Here is a 21,949-nt window from a genome sequence, read left to right on the forward strand (position 1 = left end):
TGATCTCTATCTTAACCGCAGGCGCCCTCCCGCGCAGCGGGTTCGTTCATCGGCCCCTAAGCGGATAATTGCAGCCCCTCTTGGACAGTTGTCGGAGTTCCTACAAGCGGACTTTCCCATTGTCTTAGGAGAGTCAGAAGAGACCCTGATGCTTCCAGAACATATGGCATACGAGAATTGACATTTCTTGCGCTTTATGCCTTACTCCTCCCCGGACTGAAGCGCAGCGCCGATCCGGGTCGGCCGGCCGCTTCCGCCCACCTCGGTTGATCCGGCTTTCGCCGGCGGCGCGCCAGCCGCTTTGCTTTTTCCGTCCGGCTCGTCTTGGCTGCACACCAGGATGGGGCGGAGGGGCGAGGGATCATGCAGGCCGGCTCGTCGCCTTCGGGCGGCGAGGGTTCTCGCCTTCGGCTTTGCCGAGGGTTTGATTCCGGTCCGTTCGGCCTGCGTACGGGGCTTGATGAGGAACCTGTGGGATCGGCGGTCCGTGGAACCGCCCTGCGATCCCTTTGCGATGGGAAGGGCTCTTCGGTCCGGCGTGCAAGGCCGGAGCGGAGGTCCGTCTGGAACCAGGGCCGGTTCGCCGGTCCTGGCGGCGGCGACAGCGAGGACAGGGCTGTCGGCGCCGGCAAGCGGGGCGAGAGATCGCTGCGTGCGCTCCTCTCGCCATCGCCCGTTCCGTGGGCGAGATGATGTGCGGAACCGATGGCTTGCCTGGCTCGCAAGCCGCAGGCGCCTGCATCGTCTGACCGGCATGGCTTGGATAAGGAGGGGCCGCGCCTTCCTGTCCTCTTCATGCCCGTCCATCCGGCGGCCTGGAGGCGCTCAAACCGGCAAGGCCGAAAGGCCAAGCCGGGGATGAGGCTCCGGGCGATGGACATGTCCGGGCCTGGCGCGCGCTGTCGGCGCGCGGGCTGGGATGAAGGCAGGGGCGACGGCGGCCGCATCGACAGGCTGCCATGCACTCCACCGAACACAGGATCGCGGCTGCTCTGCGGCCGCCGTCGCCCCGCTCTTCTTGCATAGCCCGGCCCGCTCAGGGCGCGGAAAGGCGAACCCGTGGGCTGATGACAGGGGAGGCTATCCCTTCAGGACTCTACAGGAAGTGCACAGGAATCCTTCCCCGACTGCGGGGAAGGATTCCTGTGCCCAACATCGCAAGACAGAGATGTGGGAATGACGAACGCCGGACTCTCGATACGCTCGCGCAAATTTCACCGGATTGCTTAGCCCCTTCGCAACAGTTCTTATATACTGCCAGGGACCTCTCCTTCATTTCAAATTCCCCGGCCGAACGACTTCCCTCTTTTTCCCGACAAGCCTACAAACAAAGTGATTTCAGGAGAGTGCCATGGCTGGCGCACCCATTTCGTCGACATCTGCCACCGCGCCATCCGACACCGTCCCGACAGGGCGCGTCATCCTGGTTTCCGCCGCCGCGGCGATGGGCGGCTTCCTGTTCGGCTATGATACCGCCGTGGTGAACGGTGCCGTCGGCGCCATCCAGAAATGGGCTGATGTCGGCAATGCCCTGCTCGGCTTCTCGGTGGCGAGCGTGCTGCTCGGCTCGGCGGTCGGCGCCTGGTTCGCCGGGCCGCTCGCCAACCGCTATGGGCGCCTCGCCATGATGCGGGCGGCCGCGATCGCCTTCTTCGTCAGCGCCATCGGCGCCGGACTGCCCTGGGATATCTGGTCCTTCACCGTGTTCCGCCTGATTGGCGGTGTCGCCGTCGGCATCGCCAGCGTGATCGCTCCGGCCTATATCGCTGAGGTCTCGCCGGCCAATCTGCGCGGACGCCTCGGCTCGCTGCAGCAAATGGCGATCGTCACCGGCATCTTCGTGGCGCTCCTGTGCAACTACGTCCTGGCTTATGGCGCCGGTGGGGCGGAGAAGACGCTGGGGCTCGGGCTCGAGGCCTGGCGCTGGATGTTCATCGTGGAGGCCGTTCCCGCTATCGTCTATGGCGTGATGGCGAGCCTCATTCCGGAATCACCGCGCTATCTCGTCTCGAAGGGCGACATGAAGGACGCCCTCATCGTCATTCGCCGCTTCCTCGGCAATAAGCCACCCGCCGAGACCCGCGTCGCCGATATCCGCAGGACGCTCGGCGTCGAGGAAAAGCAGACCCTTGCCGACCTCAAGGGCCCGGCTGCGGGCCTGCTGCCGGTGGTTTGGGTCGGCATTTTCCTGTCGGTGTTCCAGCAATTCGTCGGCATCAACGTGATCTTCTACTATTCCTCGGTGCTCTGGCAGGCCGTCGGCTTCACCGAAGCGGATTCGCTGAAGATCACCGTGATCACCTCGGTGACCAACATCGCCACCACCCTGATCGCCATCGCCCTGGTGGACAAGATCGGCCGCAAGCCCTTGCTGCTGCTCGGTTCCCTGGGCATGACGCTGACCCTTGGCACCATGGCCTATATCTTCGGCACCGCGCCGACTGCGATGGTCAATGGCGCCTCGCAGCCGGTGCTCAGCGATACTGCCGGCCTCGTCGCCGTCGCCGCCGCCAATCTCTATGTCGTGTTCTTCGGCATGAGCTGGGGGCCGGTGGTGTGGGTGCTGCTCGGCGAGATGTTCAACAACCGCATCCGCGCCTATGCCCTGGCACTGGCCGCCGCCGCCCAATGGGTCGCCAACTTCCTGGTCTCGCAGACCTTCCCGCCGCTGGCCGCCGCCGGCCTCGGCCTCGCCTATGGTTTCTACGCCACCATGGCGCTGATCTCGCTGTTCTTCGTCTGGCGCTTTGTCACCGAGACGAAGGGTCGGGAGCTCGAGGAGATGTAGGAGCTGGGAGCGCGGACGTCTCGTCCATAGGCGCTAACTTAAGCCGGTGAGGGTGCAGGAATCCCTCCCCGACTTCGGGGAGGGTGGACCGGCGAAGCCGGGACGGGTGGGGGAGAGTGGCGCGACAACGCAGAAATAAGCAGATGTCGCGCCACTCTCCCCCTTCCGACCTCACTACGTTCGTCCCAGCGCACACTTGTGTGCGCGCCTTCCCCGCAGTCGGGGAAGGAGTCGTCGCGCATTTGGGCCTTAAGTTAACGCCTATGGACGTCCCGTCCGCGCTCCCAGGGGTTACTTGGCCATGCTCTTCGCCGCCTCGACGATCACGTCCGCCACCTCCTTGGGGTGGGAGATGATCAGGGCGTGGCTGCCCGGCACCGTCACGGTCTTCGCTTTGATCGCCGCCGCCATGCTCTGTTCCAGCGAAACCGGCATCATGCGATCATCGCCGGCGACGATGTACCAGCTCGGCCGGGTCTTCCAGGCGGCCTCCGTCACCTTCTCGCCGAAGGCGCTGGCGGCGATGGGGGCTTGCGCCGCGGCGAGCACGCGGGCCTCGGCAGCAGGAACATCCGGTGCGAAATCCCTGACGAAAGCATCCGGCGCCATGGCCAGGAAACCGGTGGCGTCGGGCTTGATCTCGGCTCCGCCGGGCGTCGGCGGCGCGGTCTTGAGGAGATCCATCACCGACTGGCCCTGCGCCGGCGCCGTGGCGGCGACATAGACAAGCGCCTTCACTTTCGCATCGGTGCCGGCCTGCGTGATCACCGAGCCGCCCCAGGAATGGCCAACCAGGATGACCGGCCCCTCGGCGTCGGCGATCGCCCGTCTCGTGGCGGCGACATCGTCGGCGAGCGAGGTCAGCGGATTCTGCACCGCCACCACCTTCAGCCCCGCCTTCTGGAGGATCGGAATCACCTTCGACCAGCTCGAGCCGTCGAGCAGCGCGGCATGGACGAGCACGACGGTGTCCGCGCGAGCCGCGCTAACCAGGCCAGCGGCCAAAGCCAGGATGGCACCGGCAACCGTTCCGAGGATTTTCCTGCGCATGGCAATCTCCCTTGCTTTTCGATGGTGTGGAGATAGCGAGCCGTTTCATATATATCCAATATCATATTGGTTATAATCGATATCGGAGAGATATGTCGATACAGCGTCTGCGCCACTTCATCGCCTTGGCCGAGGAAGGCAATTTCGCCCGCGCCGCCGAGCGTTGCGGCATCAGGCAGCCACCTTTCTCGCAGTCGATCGCCAGACTGGAACGAGACAGCGGGGCGACGTTGTTCCTGCGCGCTGCCAGCGGCACGAAACTGACGCCGGCCGGCGAGGCGCTGCTGCCGGAGGCTCGCATCACCGTCAGCGCCTTCGATCGCGGCAGCGCGCTGGCCCGGCGCACCGCGCAGGCGGGGCATCCGGTCCGCATCGGCCTCGTCCATGCCGCGCTCTGGGGTGTAATGCCGGCGCTCTTGACCCTGGCACGCGACGAAGAAATTCCGGTCGAGCTCATTCAGATGCGCAGCAACGAACAGCTCGAAGCTCTCGCAGACGGGCGGCTCGACCTCGGCGTCGCCTCTCCGCCCTTCGCGATGACGGCGCGCATGCGGACCATCCCTGTCCATGGCGAGGAGATCGTCGCCGCCGTGCCCGCTTCGCAGGCTCCGGCGATGGGCGACACCATCGCCCTCGCCGAGATCGCCGATCGGCTGGTGATGTTCCCGCGCCAGCAGGGCCCGGCCCTGCATGAAGCGATCCTCGCCCTATTCGCCACCCAGGGACTGACGCCGCGCATCGTGCAGGAGACGCCGGAGATGATGACCACCTTGGCGCTGGTTGCCGCCGGCGTCGGCGCTGCCCTCCTGCCTGCCTCGGTGGCGCGGGCCCTGCCGGCCGTCGGCGTCCTCTATCGCCGCATTGCCGACGACGTCGCGGTGCCTTCCTGGCCGCTGGCGCTCGTGCACATGCCATTGCCGGCCACCAGTCCGGCGGGGCGCCTTCTTGCGGCCTGGCGGAGGAAATGACGCGTGTGGGATGGATTTTTGCCGCCGTCACTTCTATAAGCCGCGCCACAATTCACGCGGGCAGGTGCAACAAGACGTCGCCCGCAAACCGAACCAAGGCAGGACAGATGGCCGGTCATTCCCAATTCGCCAACATCATGCACCGCAAGGGCAAGCAGGATGCCAAGCGCTCGAAGCTCTTCTCCAAGCTCGCCCGCGAAATCACCGTGGCGGCCAAGCTGGGCCTGCCCGACCCGAACATGAATGCGCGCCTCCGCGCCGCGATCATCGCCGCGCGCGTCGAGAACATGCCCAAGGACAATATCGACCGCGCCATCAAGAAGGCCGCCGGCGCCGATGGCGAGAACTATGACGAGATCCGCTATGAGGGCTACGGTCCCGGCGGTGTCGCCCTGATCGTCGAGGCGCTGACCGACAACCGCAACCGCACCGCCTCGGATGTGCGCTCCTACTTCACCAAGGCGGGCGGCAACCTCGCCGAAACCGGCGCGGTGTCCTTCATGTTCGATCGCGTCGGCGTGGTCGAATACGATGTCGACAAGGGTACGCCGGACGCCATGCTGGAAGCCGCGCTCGAAGCCGGCGCCGACGATTGCCTTTCGTCGGAGGACGGCCATGAGTTCGTCTGCGCGGCCGAGAACCTCGCCGAAGTCACCAAGGCGCTGGAGGCCCTGCTCGGCGAAGCCCGCAAGTCGAGCCTGGTCTGGCGCCCGCAGAACAGCATCGCGGTGGATGACGAGACCGGCGAGAAGCTGATGCGGCTGGTCGATACGCTCGACGACCATGACGACGTGCAGCACGTCTATGCCAATTTCGAGCTGTCGGACGCCCTGATGGCGAAACTGGCGGGGTAATTCTTCCCGGGTGCGCGGACGTCTCGTCCGCCTTCGCCCTCTCCGCGAGCACTACGGTTCAAGATGCGGACGAGACGTCCGCGCACCCGGGAAACAACCATGCCCCAGCACCCCACCCGCATCCTCGGCGTCGATCCAGGCCTGCGCCGCACCGGCTGGGGTGTGATCGAGGTGCTGGCCAATCGCCTCTCCTTCATCGCCTGCGGCACGGTGTTCTCGGATGACAAGGAGGAACTGGCCCACCGCCTGCTCGCCCTGCACAAGGGGTTGACCGAGGTCGTCACCAGCTATGAGCCCGACGAGGCGGCGGTGGAGCAGACCTTCGTCAACAAGGACGCGACGGCGACCCTCAAGCTCGGCCAGGCCCGCGGCATCGCCATGCTGGTGCCGGCGCAGGCCGGGCTGTTCGTGGCCGAATATGCGCCGAACCTCGTCAAGAAGACGGTGGTCGGCTCCGGCCATGCCGACAAGAAGCAGATTCGCCTGATGATCAAGGTGCTGCTGCCCAAGGCCGATCCGAAGTCGGACGACGCGGCGGACGCGCTGGCGATCGCGATCACGCATGCCCATCATCGGACCAGCCACTCCTGGGAGCGCGGACTTCCAGTCCGCTCTTGAAACGAAGCGTCGAAGAAAAGACGATACCAGCGAGAAATTCCTGCGGACGAAGCGTTTCAAGAGCGGACTGGAAGTCCGCGCTCCCAGGGTTGCACTTCCTCCCCCGACCCTCTAGAACAAACCGTGAATTCATAACCCCGGAGGAATCATGTCCCAGGCCCGGAAAGCAGCTGCCTTCGCCGATCTGCATCGCCGCCCCGAACTCTTCCTCCTGCCCAATGCCTGGGATGCCGGCTCGGCCAAGCTCCTGGCTTCGCTGGGCTTTTCGGCCATCGCCACCACCAGCGCCGGCCTTGCCTTCAGCCATGGCCGCAAGGACGGCCAGATGTCGCGCGAGGAAACCCTCGCCAATGCCGGCGCCATCGTGTCGGCGACCGAGCTTCCCGTGAGCGCCGACCTCGAGAACGGCTTCGGCGACAGCCCCGAGGCGTGCCAGGCCACCATCCGCGATGCCGTCGGTGTCGGCCTTGCCGGCGGCTCGATCGAGGATGCCACCGGCCGCCCGGACCAGCCGATCTACGAGATCGGCCTCGCCACCGAGCGCGTGCGCGCCGCCGCCGAGACGGCCAAGGCGGCAGGCTTCGTGCTCACCGCCCGGGCCGAGAACTTCTTGCATGGCATTCCCGATCTCGACGACACCATCCGCCGCCTGCAGGCCTTCCAGCAAGCCGGGGCCGAGGTGCTCTATGCCCCCGGCCTCGTCCGGCTCGACCAGATCAAGAGCGTGCTTGGTTCGGTGGATCGGCCGGTGAACATCCTCGCCACGCTGGCGGGGCAGGACTTCTCCATTCCCGATCTCGCCGGGCTTGGCGTGCGCCGGGTCAGCGTCGGCGGATCCTTCGCCCGCGCCGCCTTCGGGGCCTTGCGCCGCGCCGCGCTCGAACTGCGCGACGAGGGCCGCTTCAGTTTTGCGAAAGAGGCGATGCCCTATCCGGAGCTGGCCGCAATCTTCGGCAAGTGAGGGGTATCGGGAGCGGGATCGCTCCTGGGACCGCGGGCGTCTCGCCTGCATCTTCCTCCCCTGCAAGCGCACCGGTTCCAGGAGCAGGCGAGCCGCCTGCGGTCCCAGGAGCGACTCCACGGTCCCAGCAATGCTTCCCATGCCGCGAATCATGGCAAAGCGCTAAAAGCGCCCTGAGAGGACTTTCATGATCGGCAAACTGCGCGGCATCATCGACAGCTACGGCGAGGATTGGGTGATCCTCGACGTGCAGGGCGTCGGCTATATCGTTTATTGTTCGAGCCGCACGCTCGCCACCCTGCCCTCCCCGGGCGAGGCAGCGGCGCTTGCGATCGAGACCTATGTGCGCGAGGACCAGCTCCGCCTGTTCGGCTTTTCCAGCGACAATGAGCGCGACTGGTTCCGCCTGTTGCAGACCGTGCAGGGCATCGGCACCAAGGTGGCGCTCGCCATCCTCTCCACCCTCAAGCCGGCGGACCTCGCCTCCGCCATCGCTCTCGGCGACAAGGCGGCGGTGGCCCGTTCGCCCGGCGTCGGCCCCAAGGTCGCCCAGCGCATCGTCACCGAGCTCAAGGACAAGGTGCCGAGCTTCGGCCATGTGCCGTCCGACGTGATCGGCCTGCAGGCCGAGCTCGGCGACAAGCGCGCCTCCGGACCGGTCAGCGATGCCGTCTCCGCCCTCGTCAACCTCGGCTATGCCCAGATGCAGGCCTCCGCCGCCGTGGCGGTCGCCCTGCGCGAGGCCGGTGAGGGCGCCGAGACCGCCAAGCTCATCCGCCTCGGCCTCAAGGAACTGGCGCGATGAAGCCGCCCCGCAAAGGACCCGCCGCCGAGCCGCCCAATTCAACGCCTAAGTCGGGCCGCCTGATCAGCGGCGACCAGCGCGACGAGGATGGCGTCGATTCCAAGCTGCGCCCGCAGGACCTGTCGGAGTTCGTCGGCCAGGCCAAGCTGAGGGAAAACCTCGCAGTCTTCATAGAGGCGGCCCGCAAGCGCGGCGAGGCGCTCGATCACGTGCTCTTCGTCGGGCCGCCCGGCCTCGGCAAGACCACGCTGGCCCAGATCGTCTCGCGCGAACTCGGCGTCAATTTCCGCGCTACATCCGGCCCCGTAATCGCCAAGGCCGGCGACCTTGCCGCCTTGCTCACCAATCTCGAAGAGCGGGACGTGCTCTTCATCGACGAGATCCACCGCCTCAATCCGGCGGTGGAGGAAATCCTCTATCCGGCCATGGAGGATTTCCAACTCGACCTCATCATCGGCGAGGGCCCGGCCGCGCGTTCGGTGCGCATCGATCTCGCCAAGTTCACGCTGGTGGGCGCCACCACGCGCGCGGGCCTGTTGACGACGCCGCTGCGCGACCGCTTCGGCATCCCGCTACGCCTGCAATTCTACACGGTCGAGGAGCTCGAACTAATCGTCAAGCGCTCAGGCCGCGTGATGGGCGCGCCGATCGCCGATGACGGCGCCAACGAGATTGCCCGCCGCGCCCGCGGCACGCCGCGCATCGCCGGCCGCCTGGTGCGCCGCGTGCGCGACTTCGCCTCCGTGCTCGGCGCCGAGACCATCACCCGCGCCATCGCCGACAAGGCCCTGCTCGCGCTCGAGGTCGACCAGGCCGGGCTCGATGCGATGGACAACCGCTACCTCAATCTGCTGGCGATGAATTTCGGCGGCGGCCCGGTGGGCATCGAGACCATTGCCGCCGCGCTCTCGGAGCCGCGCGACGCCATCGAGGACATCATCGAGCCCTATCTGCTGACACAGGGCTTCCTCAATCGCACCCCGCGCGGGCGCATGCTGACCGCGCATGCTTTCAAGCACCTGGGCCTCGCCGTGCCGAGCAGCACGCCGCCGCAGATGACGCTGTTCACGGACGAGGAGTGACCTGGGCGTGCGGACATCGCGACATGCCTTCATGTCGCGATGTCCGCTCTTGAAACGGCGGGTTCAAAAGAAAAGGCGGAGCGCCGTAACAAGCGCTCCGCCTTTTTTGTTCAAGTCGAGTTTCAAGAGCGGACTGGACGTCCGCGCTCCCGGGTCAGGAATTCCCGGCGCCGTTCAGGACGGTGACGGCGCGGCGGTTCTGGGACCAGCAGGAATTGTCGTTGCAAGTCGCGACCGGGCGTTCCTTGCCGTAGGAAATCGTCTTCATGCGGCTGCCATTGATGCCCTGCGCCATCAGATAGTCGCGCACGGCCTGAGCGCGGCGTTGGCCGAGGGCGAAGTTGTAGTCGCGCGTGCCGCGCTCGTCGGCATGGCCTTCGACCGTGACGGTGTAGCGCGGATAGGCCTTCAGCCACTGGGCCTGCTTGTTCAGGGTTTCCTGGCCGATGCTGGTGATATCGGACTGGTCTTCCTCGAACAGCACCCGGTCACCGACATTGACGACGAAGTCCTGCGGGCTGCCGGGCGAGGCCGCGCCGCCGGCGCCATAGCCCGCACCGCCGGCACCACCCACGCCGTCGGCACCCGTGCCCGAAGTACTCTTACAAGCCGCAAGCGCGAGAACACAGGTCAGCGCAGCAGCGAAGCGCAGTCCATGGACCGCACGCAGGGACGTCATCATTCCGGTTACTCCTCCGGTCGTCAGAATTGGTGAATGAGGCATAGCGAAAGCTGGTTAATCGAACGTTCTGGAAACCTTGTTCGCGGAGTTTTCCGGGGCGTTGCAGCCCGGTAACACCGTGCCGCTACCCTTAAACTGCCGTTATGGTTAAGGAAGTGCTGTGCAAATCCGGCGCAAAGGTGGCCCGGAGCAGGCAGGCGCAAGGCGCGAACTCTTTGCCGTATGGCGATGCATATATGTCACACATCTTTTGAACGTGAAATATTAAATTCCCCATAAATTTTTGCGTATTATAGATTGACATTGTCGATTGATTTAGTGGACATTGCGGACACGCTGATATTCCTGGTTGGAAACGGACCCCAATGAACGCTCGCCTTTGGAACGCCCCTCTTTGGAACACCTCCCTTCGCCTTGCACGCCTCCGGGATACCCTGGCTGTGCTGCTCGCCCTGGCCTTCGTGCTGTGGATGACGTTCGCCGCGGCCCCCGGCGCTCATTCCGCCGAGCTTCTGAACGTCTCCTACGATCCCACGCGCGAGCTCTACAAGGACATCAACGCCGCCTTCATCGCCGACTGGAAGGCCAAGACAGGGGAGGACCTCAGCATCAAGCAGTCGCATGGCGGCTCGGGCAAGCAGGCCCGCTCGGTCATCGACGGGCTGGACGCCGATGTGGTGACGCTGGCGCTCTCGGCCGATATCGATGCGATCGCCTCCGCCACCAACAAGATCCCGGCGAACTGGCAGACCCGCCTGCCCCACAATTCCTCGCCCTACACCTCGACCATCGTCTTCGTCGTGCACAAGGGCAATCCGAAGGCCATCAAGGACTGGGACGACCTCGTGAAGCCCGGAATCTCCGTGATCACGCCCAATCCCAAGACCAGCGGCGGCGCGCGCTGGAACTACCTGGCGGCCTGGAGCTTTGCCCTCGACAAGAACAATGGCGATGAAGCCAAGGCGAAAGACTTCGTCGGTGCGCTCTACAAGAATGTCCCCGTGCTCGATTCCGGCGCTCGTGGTTCCACCATCACCTTCGCCCAGCGCGAGACCGGCGACGTGCTGCTCGCCTGGGAGAACGACGCCTTCCTCGCGCTGCAGGAATTCGGCGCCGACAAGTTCGAAATCGTCAATCCGCCGACTTCGATCCTCGCCGAGCCGCCGGTCTCCGTCGTCGACGGCAATGTTGATGCCAAGGGTACGCGCAAGCAGGCCGAGGCCTATCTTAACTTCCTCTACACGCCGGCCGCGCAAAAGATCATCGCCCACGACTACTACCGCCCGAGCGACTCGTCTGCCGCCGATCCGGCCGATCTTGCCCGCTTCGCCAAGATCAAGCTCGTCAGCATCGACGATCCCAAGTTCGGTGGCTGGAAGAATGTGCAGGCCAAGCACTTCAACGATGGCGGCATCTTCGACCAGATCTACAAGCCGCAATAAGCGACACGACCCTCGTTGACATGGAAGCGGGCCCCTGCGGCCCGCTTTTCGTTGGAATGGCGGTCTCTGACCGCCGTCTTGGAAGCGCTCTACATACGGGAAGAAGATGGCGGTCGGAGACCGCCACTCCATATAACACACATTATTTGTGGATTTTATTCAATTTAACACATTGACATTGTCGATTGATTTAGTAGATAAAGCGCCTGCGACGTGGAATTATCCAATACCGGCCCAGGGCTGTGAAATGACCAGATCCTCCTTTGTACGCCTCAGGGACACGCTCGTCGTCCTGATCGCGCTCGGCTTCGTGCTGTGGATGACCTTTGGCAGCCCCTTCCGTGCCCATGCGGCCGAGCTTCTCAACGTCTCCTATGACGCCACGCGCGAGCTCTACAAGCAGATCAACAAGGCCTTTGCGGCCGACTGGAAGGCCAAGACCGGCGAGGACATCGCCATCAAGCAGTCCCACGCCGGCTCGGGCAAGCAGTCGCGGGCCGTCATCGACGGGCTCGATGCCGATGTGGTGACGCTGGCCCTCTCCAACGATATTGACGCCATCGCCAAGGCGACGAACAAGATTCCTGCCGATTGGCAGTCCCGCCTGCCGCGCAATTCCACGCCCTATGCCTCGACCATCGTCCTGGTGGTGCGCAAGGGCAACCCCAAGAACATCAAGGACTGGGACGATCTCGTGCGCCCGGATGTGGCCGTCATCACTGGCAATCCCAAGACCGGCGGCGGCACGCGCTGGAACTACCTCGCCGCCTGGGGCTATGCCTGGGACAAGACCGGCGGCGACGAGGCCAAGACCCGCGACTTCGTGGCCGCGCTCTACAGGAATGTGCCGGTGCTCGATTCCGCTGCCCGCGGCGCCACCATCACCTTCGCCCAGCGCGAGGTCGGCGACGTGATGATCGCCTGGGAGAACGAGGCCTATCTGACCCTGCAGGAATTCGGCGCCGACAAGTTCGAGATCGTCACGCCGTCGGAATCGATCCTGGCCGAGCCGCCCGTCGCCGTCGTCGACGGTAATGTCGATGCCAAGGGCACCCGCAAGCAGGCGGAGGCTTATCTGAATTTCCTCTACACTCCGGCGGCGCAGAAGATCATCGCCCATAATGGCTATCGCGCCTTCGACACCTCGGCCGCCGATCCGGCCGATCTTGCCCGCTTCCCCAAGCTGAAGCTGTTCAGCATCAACGACCCGCAATTCGGCGGCTGGAAGAATGTGCAACCCAAGCATTTCGAGGACGGCGGCATCTTCGACCAGATCTACAAGCCCAAGGGCTGAGACGTCATCCCGTGCGCACCCCGCCATGAAATGGCGAAGCGCAGACACGGGACCGCAGAACGCGAACTTTAAGTGAGACGATCCCGTATCCACGATGCATCATGGCATGCTGCATCGTGCACGGGATGACACAACGGATAACCCATGGCCGATACCGCCCTCCGGCAGGCCGCAGCCGCCCGCCCCCGAGCCACTTTCGTCGCGCCCAGCGCCCTGCCGGGCTTTGGCCTGACCTTCGGCTATACCATCCTCTATCTCAGCCTGATCGTGCTGATTCCGCTGGCGGCCCTGCTGCACAAGTCCGCCGTGCTCGGCCCATCGGGCATCCTGGCGATCGCGCTGGAACCTCAGGTCTTCGCGGCGCTGCGCGTCACCTTCGGCATCTCCTTCCTGGCGGCCATCGTCAATGTGGTGTTCGGCGTGATCGTGGCCTGGGTGCTGTCGCGCTATGATTTCCCGGGCAAGCGGCTCGTCGACGCGGCGGTGGACCTGCCCTTCGCTTTGCCGACAGCGGTGGCGGGCCTGGCGCTCTCGAGCCTCTATGCCTCCAATGGCTGGATCGGCCAGTTCTTCGCCATGGCCGGCATCAAGGTCGCCTATACGCCCAAGGGCATCTTCGTCGCCCTCGTCTTCATCGGCCTGCCCTTCGTGGTGCGCACGCTGCAGCCCGTGCTGGCGGAGATCGACAAGGAGATCGAGGAGGCTTCCGCCACGCTCGGCGCCACCCGTTTCCAGACGGTGACGCGCGTGCTGCTGCCACCTTTGCTTCCCGCCGTGCTGACGGGCTTCGCCCTCTCCTTCGCCCGGGCCGTGGGCGAATATGGCTCGGTGATCTTCATCGCCGGCAATATTCCCTATGTTTCGGAGATCGTGCCCAGCCTGATCTTCCAGAAGCTCGAGCAGAACAAATATGCCGATGCCGCTGCCATTGCCATCATCATGCTGGCGATCTCCTTCGCGGTGCTGCTGATCATCAATCTTATCCAGGCCTGGAGCCGCAAGAGGACAGGCGATGTCTGAGCTCGCAATCGAACTCTATCGCGAACCGCCGGTTTCGCGTGAACACAACGTCACCACCGAGTCGCGCTGGGTGCGACGAATGCTGATCGGCATTGCGCTGGTCTTCCTTGGCGCCTTCCTTGTCGTACCGCTGATCGAGGTGTTCTACGAAGCCTTGCGCACCGGCGCGGCGGCCTATTTCGAGAGCTTCGAGGATCCGGACACGCAGACAGCGATCTGGATGACTCTCGGCGTTGCCGCCATCACCGTGCCGCTCAATGTGGTGTTCGGCGTGATCGCCGCCTGGGCCATTGCGAAGTTCGATTTCAAGGGCAAGAGCCTGCTGATCACCCTGATCGACCTGCCCTTCTCGGTCTCGCCTGTGGTGGCGGGCCTAGTCTTCGTGCTGCTGTTCGGCGCGCAGGGCCTGTTCGGCCCCTGGCTCACCGCCCATCGCATTCACATCATTTTCGCCCTGCCCGGCATCGTGCTGGCGACGATCTTCGTCACCTTCCCCTTCGTGGCGCGCGAACTGATCCCGCTGATGCAGGCACAGGGCAAGTCGGATGAGGAAGCGGCCCTGACCTTGGGCGCCTCGCCGCTCAAGATGTTCTGGACGGTGACCATTCCCAACATCCGCTGGGGCCTGCTCTACGGCGTGCTGCTTTGCAACGCCCGCGCCATGGGCGAGTTCGGCGCCGTCTCCGTGGTCTCCGGCCACGTCATCGGCGGCACCAACACCATGCCCCTGCAAATCCAGATCCTCTATGAGGGCGGTGGGGACGGCGCCACAGCCGCCTTTGCCGTCGCCTCCCTTCTCGCCATGCTCGCGCTCGTCACGCTCGTCGCCAAGACCATCCTGGAATGGCGCTATGGGGATGAGCTGGCGCGCGGCGCCAAACATTAAGGACCCCGGCAATGGATATCCGCGTTACCGGCCTCACCAAGAGCTACGGCATCTCGCCCGCCCTGCACGGCATCGATCTCGACATCAAGTCCGGCGAATTGCTCGGCCTGCTCGGCCCCTCGGGCTCGGGCAAGACCACGCTGCTGCGCATCATCGCCGGCCTCGAACAGCCCAGCACCGGCACTGTCTTCTTCGGCACGGACGACACCTCGCGCCTCAGCGTGCAGGAGCGCCGCGTCGGCTTCGTGTTCCAGCATTATGCCCTGTTCCGGCACATGTCGGTGGCCGACAATGTCGCCTATGGCCTGCGCGTGCGCCCGCGGGGCAAGCGCCCCGCCGAGGCCGAGATCGTCAAGCGCGTGGCCGATCTCCTCGAACTCGTGCAGCTCGGCGCCTATGGCCAGCGCTTCCCGGCGCAGCTTTCCGGCGGCCAGCGCCAGCGCGTGGCACTCGCCCGCGCGCTCGCGGTGGAGCCCAAGGTGCTGCTGCTGGACGAGCCTTTCGGCGCGCTCGACGCCAAGGTGCGCAAGGACCTGCGCTCCTGGCTACGCACCATCCACGACAAGACCGGCCACACCACCATCTTCGTCACCCATGACCAGGACGAGGCGCTGGAACTGTCGGACCGCATTGCCGTGCTCGACAAGGGCCGCATCGACCAGCTCGGCGTGCCCGACGAGATCTACGACCATCCCGCCACGCCTTTCATCTTCGGCTTCATCGGCGAATCCAGCCGCGTGCCGGTGACGCTGACCGGCGGGCGGATCCAGTTCGAGGGCACCACCCTGCCCTTCAATGCCGAGGGCCTGCCGGATGGCCCTGCCACGCTGTTCGTGCGCCCGCACGACGTCGCTCCCGTTGAGCCGGCCTCGGGTACGCTCAACGGCGTGGTGGTGGCGCAGCGCCGTGTCGGCGCCACCCGCCGCCTGGAAGTGGCGCTGGGGGCCCAGCGCACCATCGTCGAGGCCGACCTGCCGGCCCTGCGCGCCGGCGAGACCAACAAGCCGGTGGGGCTGAAGCTCCTCAACGCCACCGTCTTCGCCGCCAATGGCGAAGTGCGCTACTTTCGGGGCCCGAATATCGACCCCGTCGTCGTGAGGCCGCCCGCCTTTCAAAGGGCGTAATCTTCCCGGGTGCGCGGACGTCTCGTCCGCATCTTGGAAACGTTGCGCCTGCCGGATAGGAGGGGGCGGACGAGACGTCCGCGCACCCGGGAAGAGCCGGCTGGCCCCTCACGACCCCAGGCCATCACCCCATTTTGAGTGCAGCACGAGAACAAGCCGTCTATGCTTCCTCGTCCCAGTCAATAGCGGCCATCCCCTTGCTTTCCCGATTTCGTCCCGACAATTTCACCCTGATGCTGGTCGCCACGGTCATCCTGGCGAGCTTCCTGCCCATCTCGGGCCAGCCGGCCGTCTATTTCGGCTATGCCACCAATTTCGCCATTGCCCTGTTGTTCTTCCTGCACGGCGCCCGCCTGTCGCGGCAGACGGTGATCGCCGGCCTCTCGCATTGGCGGCTGCATCTCACCATCGTGCTCTCCACCTTCGTGCTCTTCCCGATCCTGGCGCTCGTCCTCGATTACGGCCTCGCCGCGGCCCTCACCCCGGCGCTCGCCAGCGGCATCCTCTATCTGTCCATCCTGCCCTCGACCGTACAGTCCTCGATCGCCTTCACCTCGATGGCTGGAGGCAATGTGCCGGCGGCTGTTTGCGCGGCCTCCGGCTCCAACATCATCGGCATCTTCGTCACGCCGATCCTCGCCGGCCTGCTGTTCAGCGCGCGCGGCGTCGGCTTTTCCACCGATGTGCTGCTAACCATCGTCAGCCAGTTGCTGCTGCCCTTCGTGCTTGGCCAGGTGCTGCAGCCCTGGATCGGCGACTTCATGCGCCGACACAAGGCGGGGCTGAGCTATGTCGACCGCAGCTCGATCCTGATGGTCGTCTATCTCGCCTTCTCGGATGCGGTGGTAACGGGCCTGTGGAAGGAATTCTCAGCCATGGCCCTGCTCACCATGGTGCTGGTCAACGCCCTCCTGCTGGCGCTGGTGCTGCTGACCACCACCTATGCCAGCCGCTGGCTCGGCTTCTCCAAGGAGGACGAGATCACCATCGTGTTCTGCGGCTCGAAAAAGAGCCTGGCCAGCGGCGTGCCCATGGCGACCGTCATCTTCGCCGGCCAGAACATCGGCGCCATCGTGCTGCCGCTGATGTTGTTCCACCAGATCCAGCTGATGACCTGCGCCGTGCTTGCCCAGCGTTACGCCAAGCGCCTGAAGTCCGACGTCACCGTTGCAACCGAAGGCACGGCCAACGCGCCGGCGAAGTCATAGCGGGCGCCCGATAGTCACGATGTCTCGGAGGTCGCCTCGGCATCCTCGACGATCAGGCCGAGGAGCCGGATGAGTTCGCGCGCCGCGGGCTTACGCGCCTGGGTTTTGAGGAAATCGACCAGGGAGATGACGCGAATATCATGATCGCCGTTCGCGCGCGTGCGGCAATGATGCTCGATGAATAGCTCACCTTTGTCGTTCTTGGCCAGCAGCCAGCTATTGCCCTCGTGATCGGTATCGAGAAGACGCTTCTTGATATCAACGACGACAACAGTCTCTTCACCCAGCATATTCAGGTCGGCCATGGTGACCTCCTTGCGTTGGGGGCCTTTGCATCTCCGCGGTCGGGCGTGGGATACGTTCCCCCGGCACGCAATCTCCCAAGCAAAGGCGCCTAATTGACGGGGTTTCAGAGGGAGAACACCCGGCGGCAGAGGGATGTTCCGCCCGGCCCGGATCTCGATGCCACTGCAAAGAAAAACCCTCCTGACGAGCTATCAGGAGGGCGGCTTCACGTTCAATCGGAGACAGGCGTCAAGTCTACCGGGAGGCCATCATGTTGGTCGACCAGGCCGGATCCGAGGCATAGCCCTGGGTCGGCACGCGCTGCTCGGGCGTGCCGAAGATCGAGGCCTGCCAGAGCTGTGGGCCCTGGCCGAGGTCGCGGAACCACATCAGATAGAGTCCGTTCGGCGCCCAGGTCGGACCTTCATTGTGGAAGCCCTCGGTGATCATGCGCACGCCCGAACCGTCCGGCTTCATGATGCCGATGCCGAACTTGCCACCCATCTGGCGGGTGAAGGCAATGAGATCGGAGCGCGGCGACCAGACCGGCGTCGAGAAGCGTGCACCGCCGTCACCGGAGGTGATGCGCTGCTGGTTCGAGCCGTCGGCATTCATGATGTAGATCTGCTGGGTGCCGCCGCGGTCGGACTCGAACACCACGCGGCTGCCATCCGGCGAATAGGAGGGCGACGTGTCGATGGCACTGCCATCCGTGAGCTGCTGGCTCTGATGCGACTGCAGGTTCATGACCTGAATCGTCGAGGCGCCGTTGTTCTCAAGGCTCATGATCACCTTGCGGCCATCCGGTGAGAAACGCGGAGAGAAGGTCATGCCCGGGAAGTTGCCGACCGTCTCGCGCTGGCCGGTCTGGATATTGGCGAGGAAGACACGCGGATCGGCATCGCCGAAGGAGAGATAGGTCAGCTCCTGGTTGGTCGGCGAAAAGCGCGGCGTCAGCACGAGGTCGTTGCCGCGACTGAGATAGACGACGTTGGCGCCGTCCTGATCCATCACGGCGAGGCGCTTCACGCGCTTGTCCGCAGGGCCGGATTCGGCGATATAGGCGACGCGTGTATCAAAGGCACCGGGCTCGCCGGTAACAGCCTTGAACACCGTGTTGGCGGCCACATGCGCAAGCTGGCGCCAGTTGTTGGCGGAAGTGGTGAATTGCTGGCCGGCAATCTGCTTGCCCTGGGCGACGTCCCACACACGCACCTGAATGCTGAGACCACCGCCCGATGGGACAACCTGGCCGGCGACGATCACCTGCGCGTTCAAAGTCTGCCAACTGCCGAAATTCGGCTGGGCATTGGGGCCGACCTGTTCCACGAAAGCCTTGGGATCGATCGGCTGGAACAGCCCGGAGCGACTCAGGTCGTTGGAGATAATGCCGGAGAGGTCTTTGCCTCCGCCAGTGATGTTCATGATGGCGACGGAAGTGGGGGTTATGGTTCCTCTACCGTCAAACTGAAGCGTCATGATCGTATCTTGCGCCGCCGCGGGCGTGCTCACACCGACAACGGCGAGAGCCACAACGGTTGCACACAGACGGACCTTGGCTTGTATGAAGGAAGCGATGGACATTCTTATCTCTCGGCTTTGCAGACTTCCGGCGCCTTCTCAGAAGCTGCCGGGTCTGACGACATAATTGAAGACCTTCCACGAGGCGTAGAGTTCAGGTTTGAACTTGAGCGGATTGTCGGATGTGATGCAGCGTTTGATGGCTCGGGTGACTGCTCCAGTGACCGTCGCACTGGTGGAATCCATGACTTCGGTTTGAGCCACCGTGCCGTCCTCATTCATGTGAAGCCGGATGGTCGCCTTCTGCTGATCACCGTCAACACCGAGCTGGAGGTTGAGGCAGCCTCGGATCTGATTGTTGATCATGCCCTGCATGGCCATCTGCTCGGTAGGACTGGCTTTGCGACCCGTTGCTTCGGGCGCGCCAGTGGACGCAGTCTGACCGACGTTGTCCCGCGTATTGCTGGCTCGTCCGGTGGGCTTGCTCGGCGTGGTGGCCGGACCCGCGCTGGCAAGTTTGGTGCCTTCCTTCACTTGGTGCTTAGCAAGCAACCCCTGGATACCATCCAGCGCAGCGGCTTGCTTGGCAGCGGAAGCCTGCTTAGCAGCCGCTGCTTGCTTAGCTGCCTCAACCTGCTTTGCCGCCGCTGCCTGCTTTGCAGCCTCGGCTTGCTTAGCTGCCGCTGCCTGCTTCGCTGCCTCAGCCTGCTTGGCCGCCTCGGCTTGCTTGGCTGCGGCTGCCTGCTTCGCGACCTCAGCCTGCTTGGCCGCCTCGGCTTGCTTAGCTGCGGCTGCCTGCTTCGCGACCTCCGCCTGCTTGGCCGCCTCGGCTTGCTTTGCGGCTTCAGCTTTCTTGGCCGCGGCCTGCTTGGCTGCTTCTTCCTGCGCCGCCTGATCCTCAGCCTGTGCTATTTTGTCGGCTAGAGCCTTCTGCTCTGCCGCCTTTTGGTCAGCGGCAGCCTGCTTGGCGGCCTCAGCCTTCTTGGCTGCCTCGGCCTGCTTCACCGCTTCGGCCTGCTTGGCCGCTTCCGCCTGTTTGGCCGCCTCAGCCTGCTTGGCTGCCTCGGCCTGCTGTTGCTTCAGGGCAGCATCCGCCGCCGTCCTATCCGGCTTGGGAGGCTGAGGCGGGGTGGGCGGCGGTGGGGCGGCGTCGTCCTCCGCTTGGGGAGAAGGCGGAGGCGGAGCCGGCGGCTCGGAATTGTCGGCGACCTGCTGCTGGTCCGGTACCTCGCGGGAGGGTGGAAGCGGCGGCGAGGGCGTCGGCTGGCCGCCACCGGATGCATCAGCCTGCTGGGAAGGCTGGGCGGAGGGATCGCCCTTCATCATCTCGTTATATTGTTCTTGCGAGACTGTCTCGACCACGGTTTCGGCCGGTGGCTCGAGCGGCGCGGCGGCCGGCCACGCAAATAGAAGCGCGCCAAGCAACACCGCGTGCACAATCGCCGAAACGGGAAGTCCATAATCACGCATAATACTCAAACCGGCCTTTCGATTGGCGCCTGTCGGCCACTCGCAATCGTCGTCAATTCTTCTGATCAGTGATCAGGGCCAGCTTCTTGTAGCCGGCGCCCGACATCTGGCCCATGACGCCCATGATCTGACCGTAATTGGCCTTGGCGTCGCCGCGCACGAAGATGCGGTCATCGAGACCCGCGCCGTTATCGGCCATCGACTTGAGCTTGCCGAGGAGATCGGGCTCCGGCGTCTCGCTGTCGTTGATATAAGCCTGACCGTCCTGCTTGACCGAGATGGTCAGCGGCTTCTTGTTCACGGAGACTGCTCCGGCCGCCGTCTTTGGCAGGTCCAGCGTCACGCCCGAAGTCAGCAGCGGCGCGGCCACCATGAAGATGATCAGCAGGCAGAGCATGACGTCGATGAACGGCGTCATGTTGATGTCGGCGATCGGCGCCTTGCGGCGGCTGCGGCGACGGCGCGTGCCGCCACCCGAACCGCCTGCCCCTGCCGCTACACTTCCAGCCATGATGCAATCCTTGGAAAAGAGGTCAGTCGCCACCCTTTCAGGCAGCCATGCGCTCGTCGATCTGGCGCGACAGGATGGCGGAGAACTCGTCGGCAAAGCCTTCGAGGCGCCCCTGCTGCTTGGCGACTTCGGCGTTGAACTTGTTGTAGGCGATCACGGCGGGGATAGCGGCGACCAGGCCCATCGCAGTGGCGAACAGCGCTTCCGAGATGCCCGGCGCCACGGCGGCGAGCGAGGTGTTCTTGGTGGCGGCGATCGACTGGAAGGCCGTCATGATGCCGATAACCGTACCGAACAGGCCGATGAAGGGACTGGACGAGCCGACGGTGGCAAGCACCAGGAGCTTGGATTCGAGTCGCTCGGCCTCGCGCTGGATGGTGACGTCCATCACCTTCTCGATGCGGGCCTGCACGCCGAGGAAGGAGCGGGTGGGCGTCTCCAGCGAGCGCTTCCATTCGCGCATGGCGGAGACGAACAGGCCGGCCATTCCGTAATTGTTCTGGCGCTGGGACAGCGAGCGGTAGAGTTCCTCCAGGCTCTGGCCGGACCAGAAGACCTGCTCGAAGCGGTTCATGGCGGCACGTGAGCGGGAGAACAGGATCGTCTTGTCGATGATGATGGCCCAGCACCAGATCGAGGCGATCATCAGGCCGATCATGACGATCTGCACCACCAGGCCGGCATGAAGAACCAATCCGATGAGGCTCACATCCGCGACGGGAGCCAATGCTGTCTGCGCAATATCCGCTGTCGAGTCCATACGTCCAAATCCTCGTCCTGAAGCCGGCGAGCCTACCTCACACCAAACGATACTCAGGAAATCCACGGGCGACGTTGTGCAGGGCAACAACGTCAGCGATCCCCGGTCCTTTTGGCTTTTGAATGTGACCGCAGTACGGCACCCTTCCTTCGCCGCTGTGCGCGGCAGATTTCCGGCCTATTGACCATCCGTATCGTTAATGTCGGGTTACGGCGGGGAAGATTTCAACATTTCTTGTTCATGATGCGGTGCAGCATGGAGTGGGAGGCGCGGCGCATGAAGACTGGGCGCGACTCGCCTCCCCCACGAAGCTGGGGGTATCACGCACACGGTTTGTGTGCGCTGGGCCGAACGCAGTGAGGTCGGAGGGGTGTGGCCCGCTAAAGCGTTTTGCGATTTGACGGAATCGGCAAGAATCGCAAAGACGCGTCGAAACAAAGAGCTAGAGCTAAGCAGCGATTACGCTTAAACGCGCTTTGCTCTAGCTTCGCCTACCAGAACAGGGCTTTGATCCCCCGAAGGCCCCGAGCTTTGTTCCTCCGAGCCCAACCCGTCGGGGCCACACCCCCTCCGTCACGACTTCGTCGTGCCACCTCCCCCAGCTTCGTGGGGGAGGCTTA

General features: G+C 64.4%; 20 protein-coding genes. 13 read left to right on the forward strand and 7 right to left on the reverse strand.

Features of this window, described 5'->3' with window-relative positions; translation table 11 throughout:
• The first annotated feature begins 1,351 nt into the window (after positions 1 to 1,351).
• Complete coding sequence (locus QQL24_RS23400; protein ID WP_284314711.1) at positions 1,352 to 2,788, forward strand: sugar porter family MFS transporter; 1,437 nt, start codon at positions 1,352 to 1,354, stop codon at positions 2,786 to 2,788.
• A gap of 291 nt (positions 2,789 to 3,079) precedes the next feature.
• On the opposite strand, the gene QQL24_RS23405 is transcribed toward QQL24_RS23400, so the two are convergent.
• Entirely contained in the window at positions 3,080 to 3,838 is a 759-nt protein-coding gene (locus QQL24_RS23405) for an alpha/beta fold hydrolase (RefSeq protein WP_284314712.1), read from the reverse strand.
• Positions 3,839 to 3,930: 92 nt separating this feature from the next.
• On the opposite strand from QQL24_RS23405, the gene QQL24_RS23410 reads away from it, so the two are divergent.
• The 6 genes from QQL24_RS23410 to ruvB all read left to right on the forward strand — a co-directional run bounded on the left by QQL24_RS23410 (position 3,931) and on the right by ruvB (position 9,126).
• Positions 3,931 to 4,806, forward strand: coding sequence for a LysR family transcriptional regulator (locus QQL24_RS23410; RefSeq protein WP_284314713.1), 876 nt, complete (start codon positions 3,931 to 3,933; stop codon positions 4,804 to 4,806).
• 107 nt (positions 4,807 to 4,913) lie between these two features.
• Positions 4,914 to 5,660 carry a YebC/PmpR family DNA-binding transcriptional regulator gene (locus QQL24_RS23415; protein ID WP_284314714.1) on the forward strand — a complete coding sequence of 249 codons (747 nt, stop codon included), beginning with the start codon at positions 4,914 to 4,916 and terminating at the stop codon, positions 5,658 to 5,660.
• Between the two features lie 99 nt (positions 5,661 to 5,759).
• The gene (gene ruvC / locus QQL24_RS23420; RefSeq protein ID WP_284314715.1) at positions 5,760 to 6,278 is read left to right on the forward strand and encodes a crossover junction endodeoxyribonuclease RuvC; all 519 of its coding nucleotides are present in this window, start codon (positions 5,760 to 5,762) and stop codon (positions 6,276 to 6,278) included.
• Between the two features lie 145 nt (positions 6,279 to 6,423).
• On the forward strand, positions 6,424 to 7,239 hold the full coding sequence (locus tag QQL24_RS23425) for an isocitrate lyase/PEP mutase family protein (protein ID WP_431310752.1): 816 nt from the start codon (positions 6,424 to 6,426) through the stop codon (positions 7,237 to 7,239).
• A gap of 187 nt (positions 7,240 to 7,426) precedes the next feature.
• Positions 7,427 to 8,044 (forward strand): Holliday junction branch migration protein RuvA, encoded by a 618-nt coding sequence (gene ruvA, locus QQL24_RS23430; RefSeq protein WP_284314717.1) that lies wholly within the window; start codon positions 7,427 to 7,429, stop codon positions 8,042 to 8,044.
• Entirely contained in the window at positions 8,041 to 9,126 is a 1,086-nt protein-coding gene (ruvB, locus tag QQL24_RS23435; RefSeq protein ID WP_284314718.1) for a Holliday junction branch migration DNA helicase RuvB, read from the forward strand. The genes ruvA and ruvB overlap by 4 nt, the downstream gene beginning before the upstream one ends.
• Positions 9,127 to 9,280: 154 nt before the next feature.
• Here the strand turns inward: ruvB and pal are convergent, their stop codons facing one another.
• Positions 9,281 to 9,808, reverse strand: a complete 528-nt coding sequence (gene pal / locus QQL24_RS23440) for a peptidoglycan-associated lipoprotein Pal (protein WP_284314719.1) — start codon at positions 9,806 to 9,808, stop codon at positions 9,281 to 9,283.
• Positions 9,809 to 10,278: 470 nt separating this feature from the next.
• Between pal and QQL24_RS23445 the strand changes: the two genes are divergently transcribed.
• The 6 genes from QQL24_RS23445 (at position 10,279) to QQL24_RS23470 (ending at position 16,782) form a co-directional block, all read left to right on the forward strand.
• Entirely contained in the window at positions 10,279 to 11,250 is a 972-nt protein-coding gene (locus QQL24_RS23445; protein ID WP_284314959.1) for a sulfate ABC transporter substrate-binding protein, read from the forward strand.
• A gap of 319 nt (positions 11,251 to 11,569) precedes the next feature.
• On the forward strand, positions 11,570 to 12,544 hold the full coding sequence (locus tag QQL24_RS23450; RefSeq protein WP_284314960.1) for a sulfate ABC transporter substrate-binding protein: 975 nt from the start codon (positions 11,570 to 11,572) through the stop codon (positions 12,542 to 12,544).
• A 144-nt stretch (positions 12,545 to 12,688) separates the two neighbouring features.
• Positions 12,689 to 13,564, forward strand: a complete 876-nt coding sequence (cysT, locus tag QQL24_RS23455) for a sulfate ABC transporter permease subunit CysT (RefSeq protein ID WP_284314720.1) — start codon at positions 12,689 to 12,691, stop codon at positions 13,562 to 13,564.
• Positions 13,557 to 14,450: a sulfate ABC transporter permease subunit CysW gene (gene cysW, locus QQL24_RS23460; RefSeq protein WP_284314721.1), complete on the forward strand. Its 894-nt coding sequence runs from the start codon at positions 13,557 to 13,559 to the stop codon at positions 14,448 to 14,450. The genes cysT and cysW overlap by 8 nt, the downstream gene beginning before the upstream one ends.
• 11 nt (positions 14,451 to 14,461) lie before the next feature.
• Entirely contained in the window at positions 14,462 to 15,574 is a 1,113-nt protein-coding gene (locus QQL24_RS23465) for a sulfate/molybdate ABC transporter ATP-binding protein (RefSeq protein ID WP_284314722.1), read from the forward strand.
• A 197-nt stretch (positions 15,575 to 15,771) separates the two neighbouring features.
• Positions 15,772 to 16,782 (forward strand): bile acid:sodium symporter family protein, encoded by a 1,011-nt coding sequence (locus tag QQL24_RS23470; RefSeq protein WP_284314723.1) that lies wholly within the window; start codon positions 15,772 to 15,774, stop codon positions 16,780 to 16,782.
• A gap of 14 nt (positions 16,783 to 16,796) precedes the next feature.
• Here QQL24_RS23470 and QQL24_RS23475 read toward each other — a convergent pair whose 3' ends face one another.
• From QQL24_RS23475 to tolQ, 5 genes are all read right to left on the reverse strand, one after another.
• Positions 16,797 to 17,087 (reverse strand): hypothetical protein, encoded by a 291-nt coding sequence (locus QQL24_RS23475; RefSeq protein WP_284314724.1) that lies wholly within the window; start codon positions 17,085 to 17,087, stop codon positions 16,797 to 16,799.
• A 235-nt stretch (positions 17,088 to 17,322) separates the two neighbouring features.
• On the reverse strand, positions 17,323 to 18,651 hold the full coding sequence (gene tolB / locus QQL24_RS23480) for a Tol-Pal system beta propeller repeat protein TolB (RefSeq protein WP_348536495.1): 1,329 nt from the start codon (positions 18,649 to 18,651) through the stop codon (positions 17,323 to 17,325).
• A gap of 36 nt (positions 18,652 to 18,687) precedes the next feature.
• Positions 18,688 to 19,593, reverse strand: a complete 906-nt coding sequence (locus QQL24_RS23485) for a hypothetical protein (RefSeq protein WP_284314726.1) — start codon at positions 19,591 to 19,593, stop codon at positions 18,688 to 18,690.
• A gap of 517 nt (positions 19,594 to 20,110) precedes the next feature.
• A complete protein-coding gene (locus tag QQL24_RS23490; RefSeq protein WP_284314727.1) occupies positions 20,111 to 20,569 on the reverse strand; it encodes an ExbD/TolR family protein in 459 nt (152 codons plus the stop codon).
• A gap of 37 nt (positions 20,570 to 20,606) precedes the next feature.
• Positions 20,607 to 21,329 (reverse strand): protein TolQ, encoded by a 723-nt coding sequence (gene tolQ, locus QQL24_RS23495; RefSeq protein ID WP_284314728.1) that lies wholly within the window; start codon positions 21,327 to 21,329, stop codon positions 20,607 to 20,609.
• Positions 21,330 to 21,949 lie beyond the last annotated feature (620 nt).

Source organism: Labrys miyagiensis, assembly GCF_030160835.1.
GTDB lineage: Bacteria > Pseudomonadota > Alphaproteobacteria > Rhizobiales > Labraceae > Labrys > Labrys miyagiensis.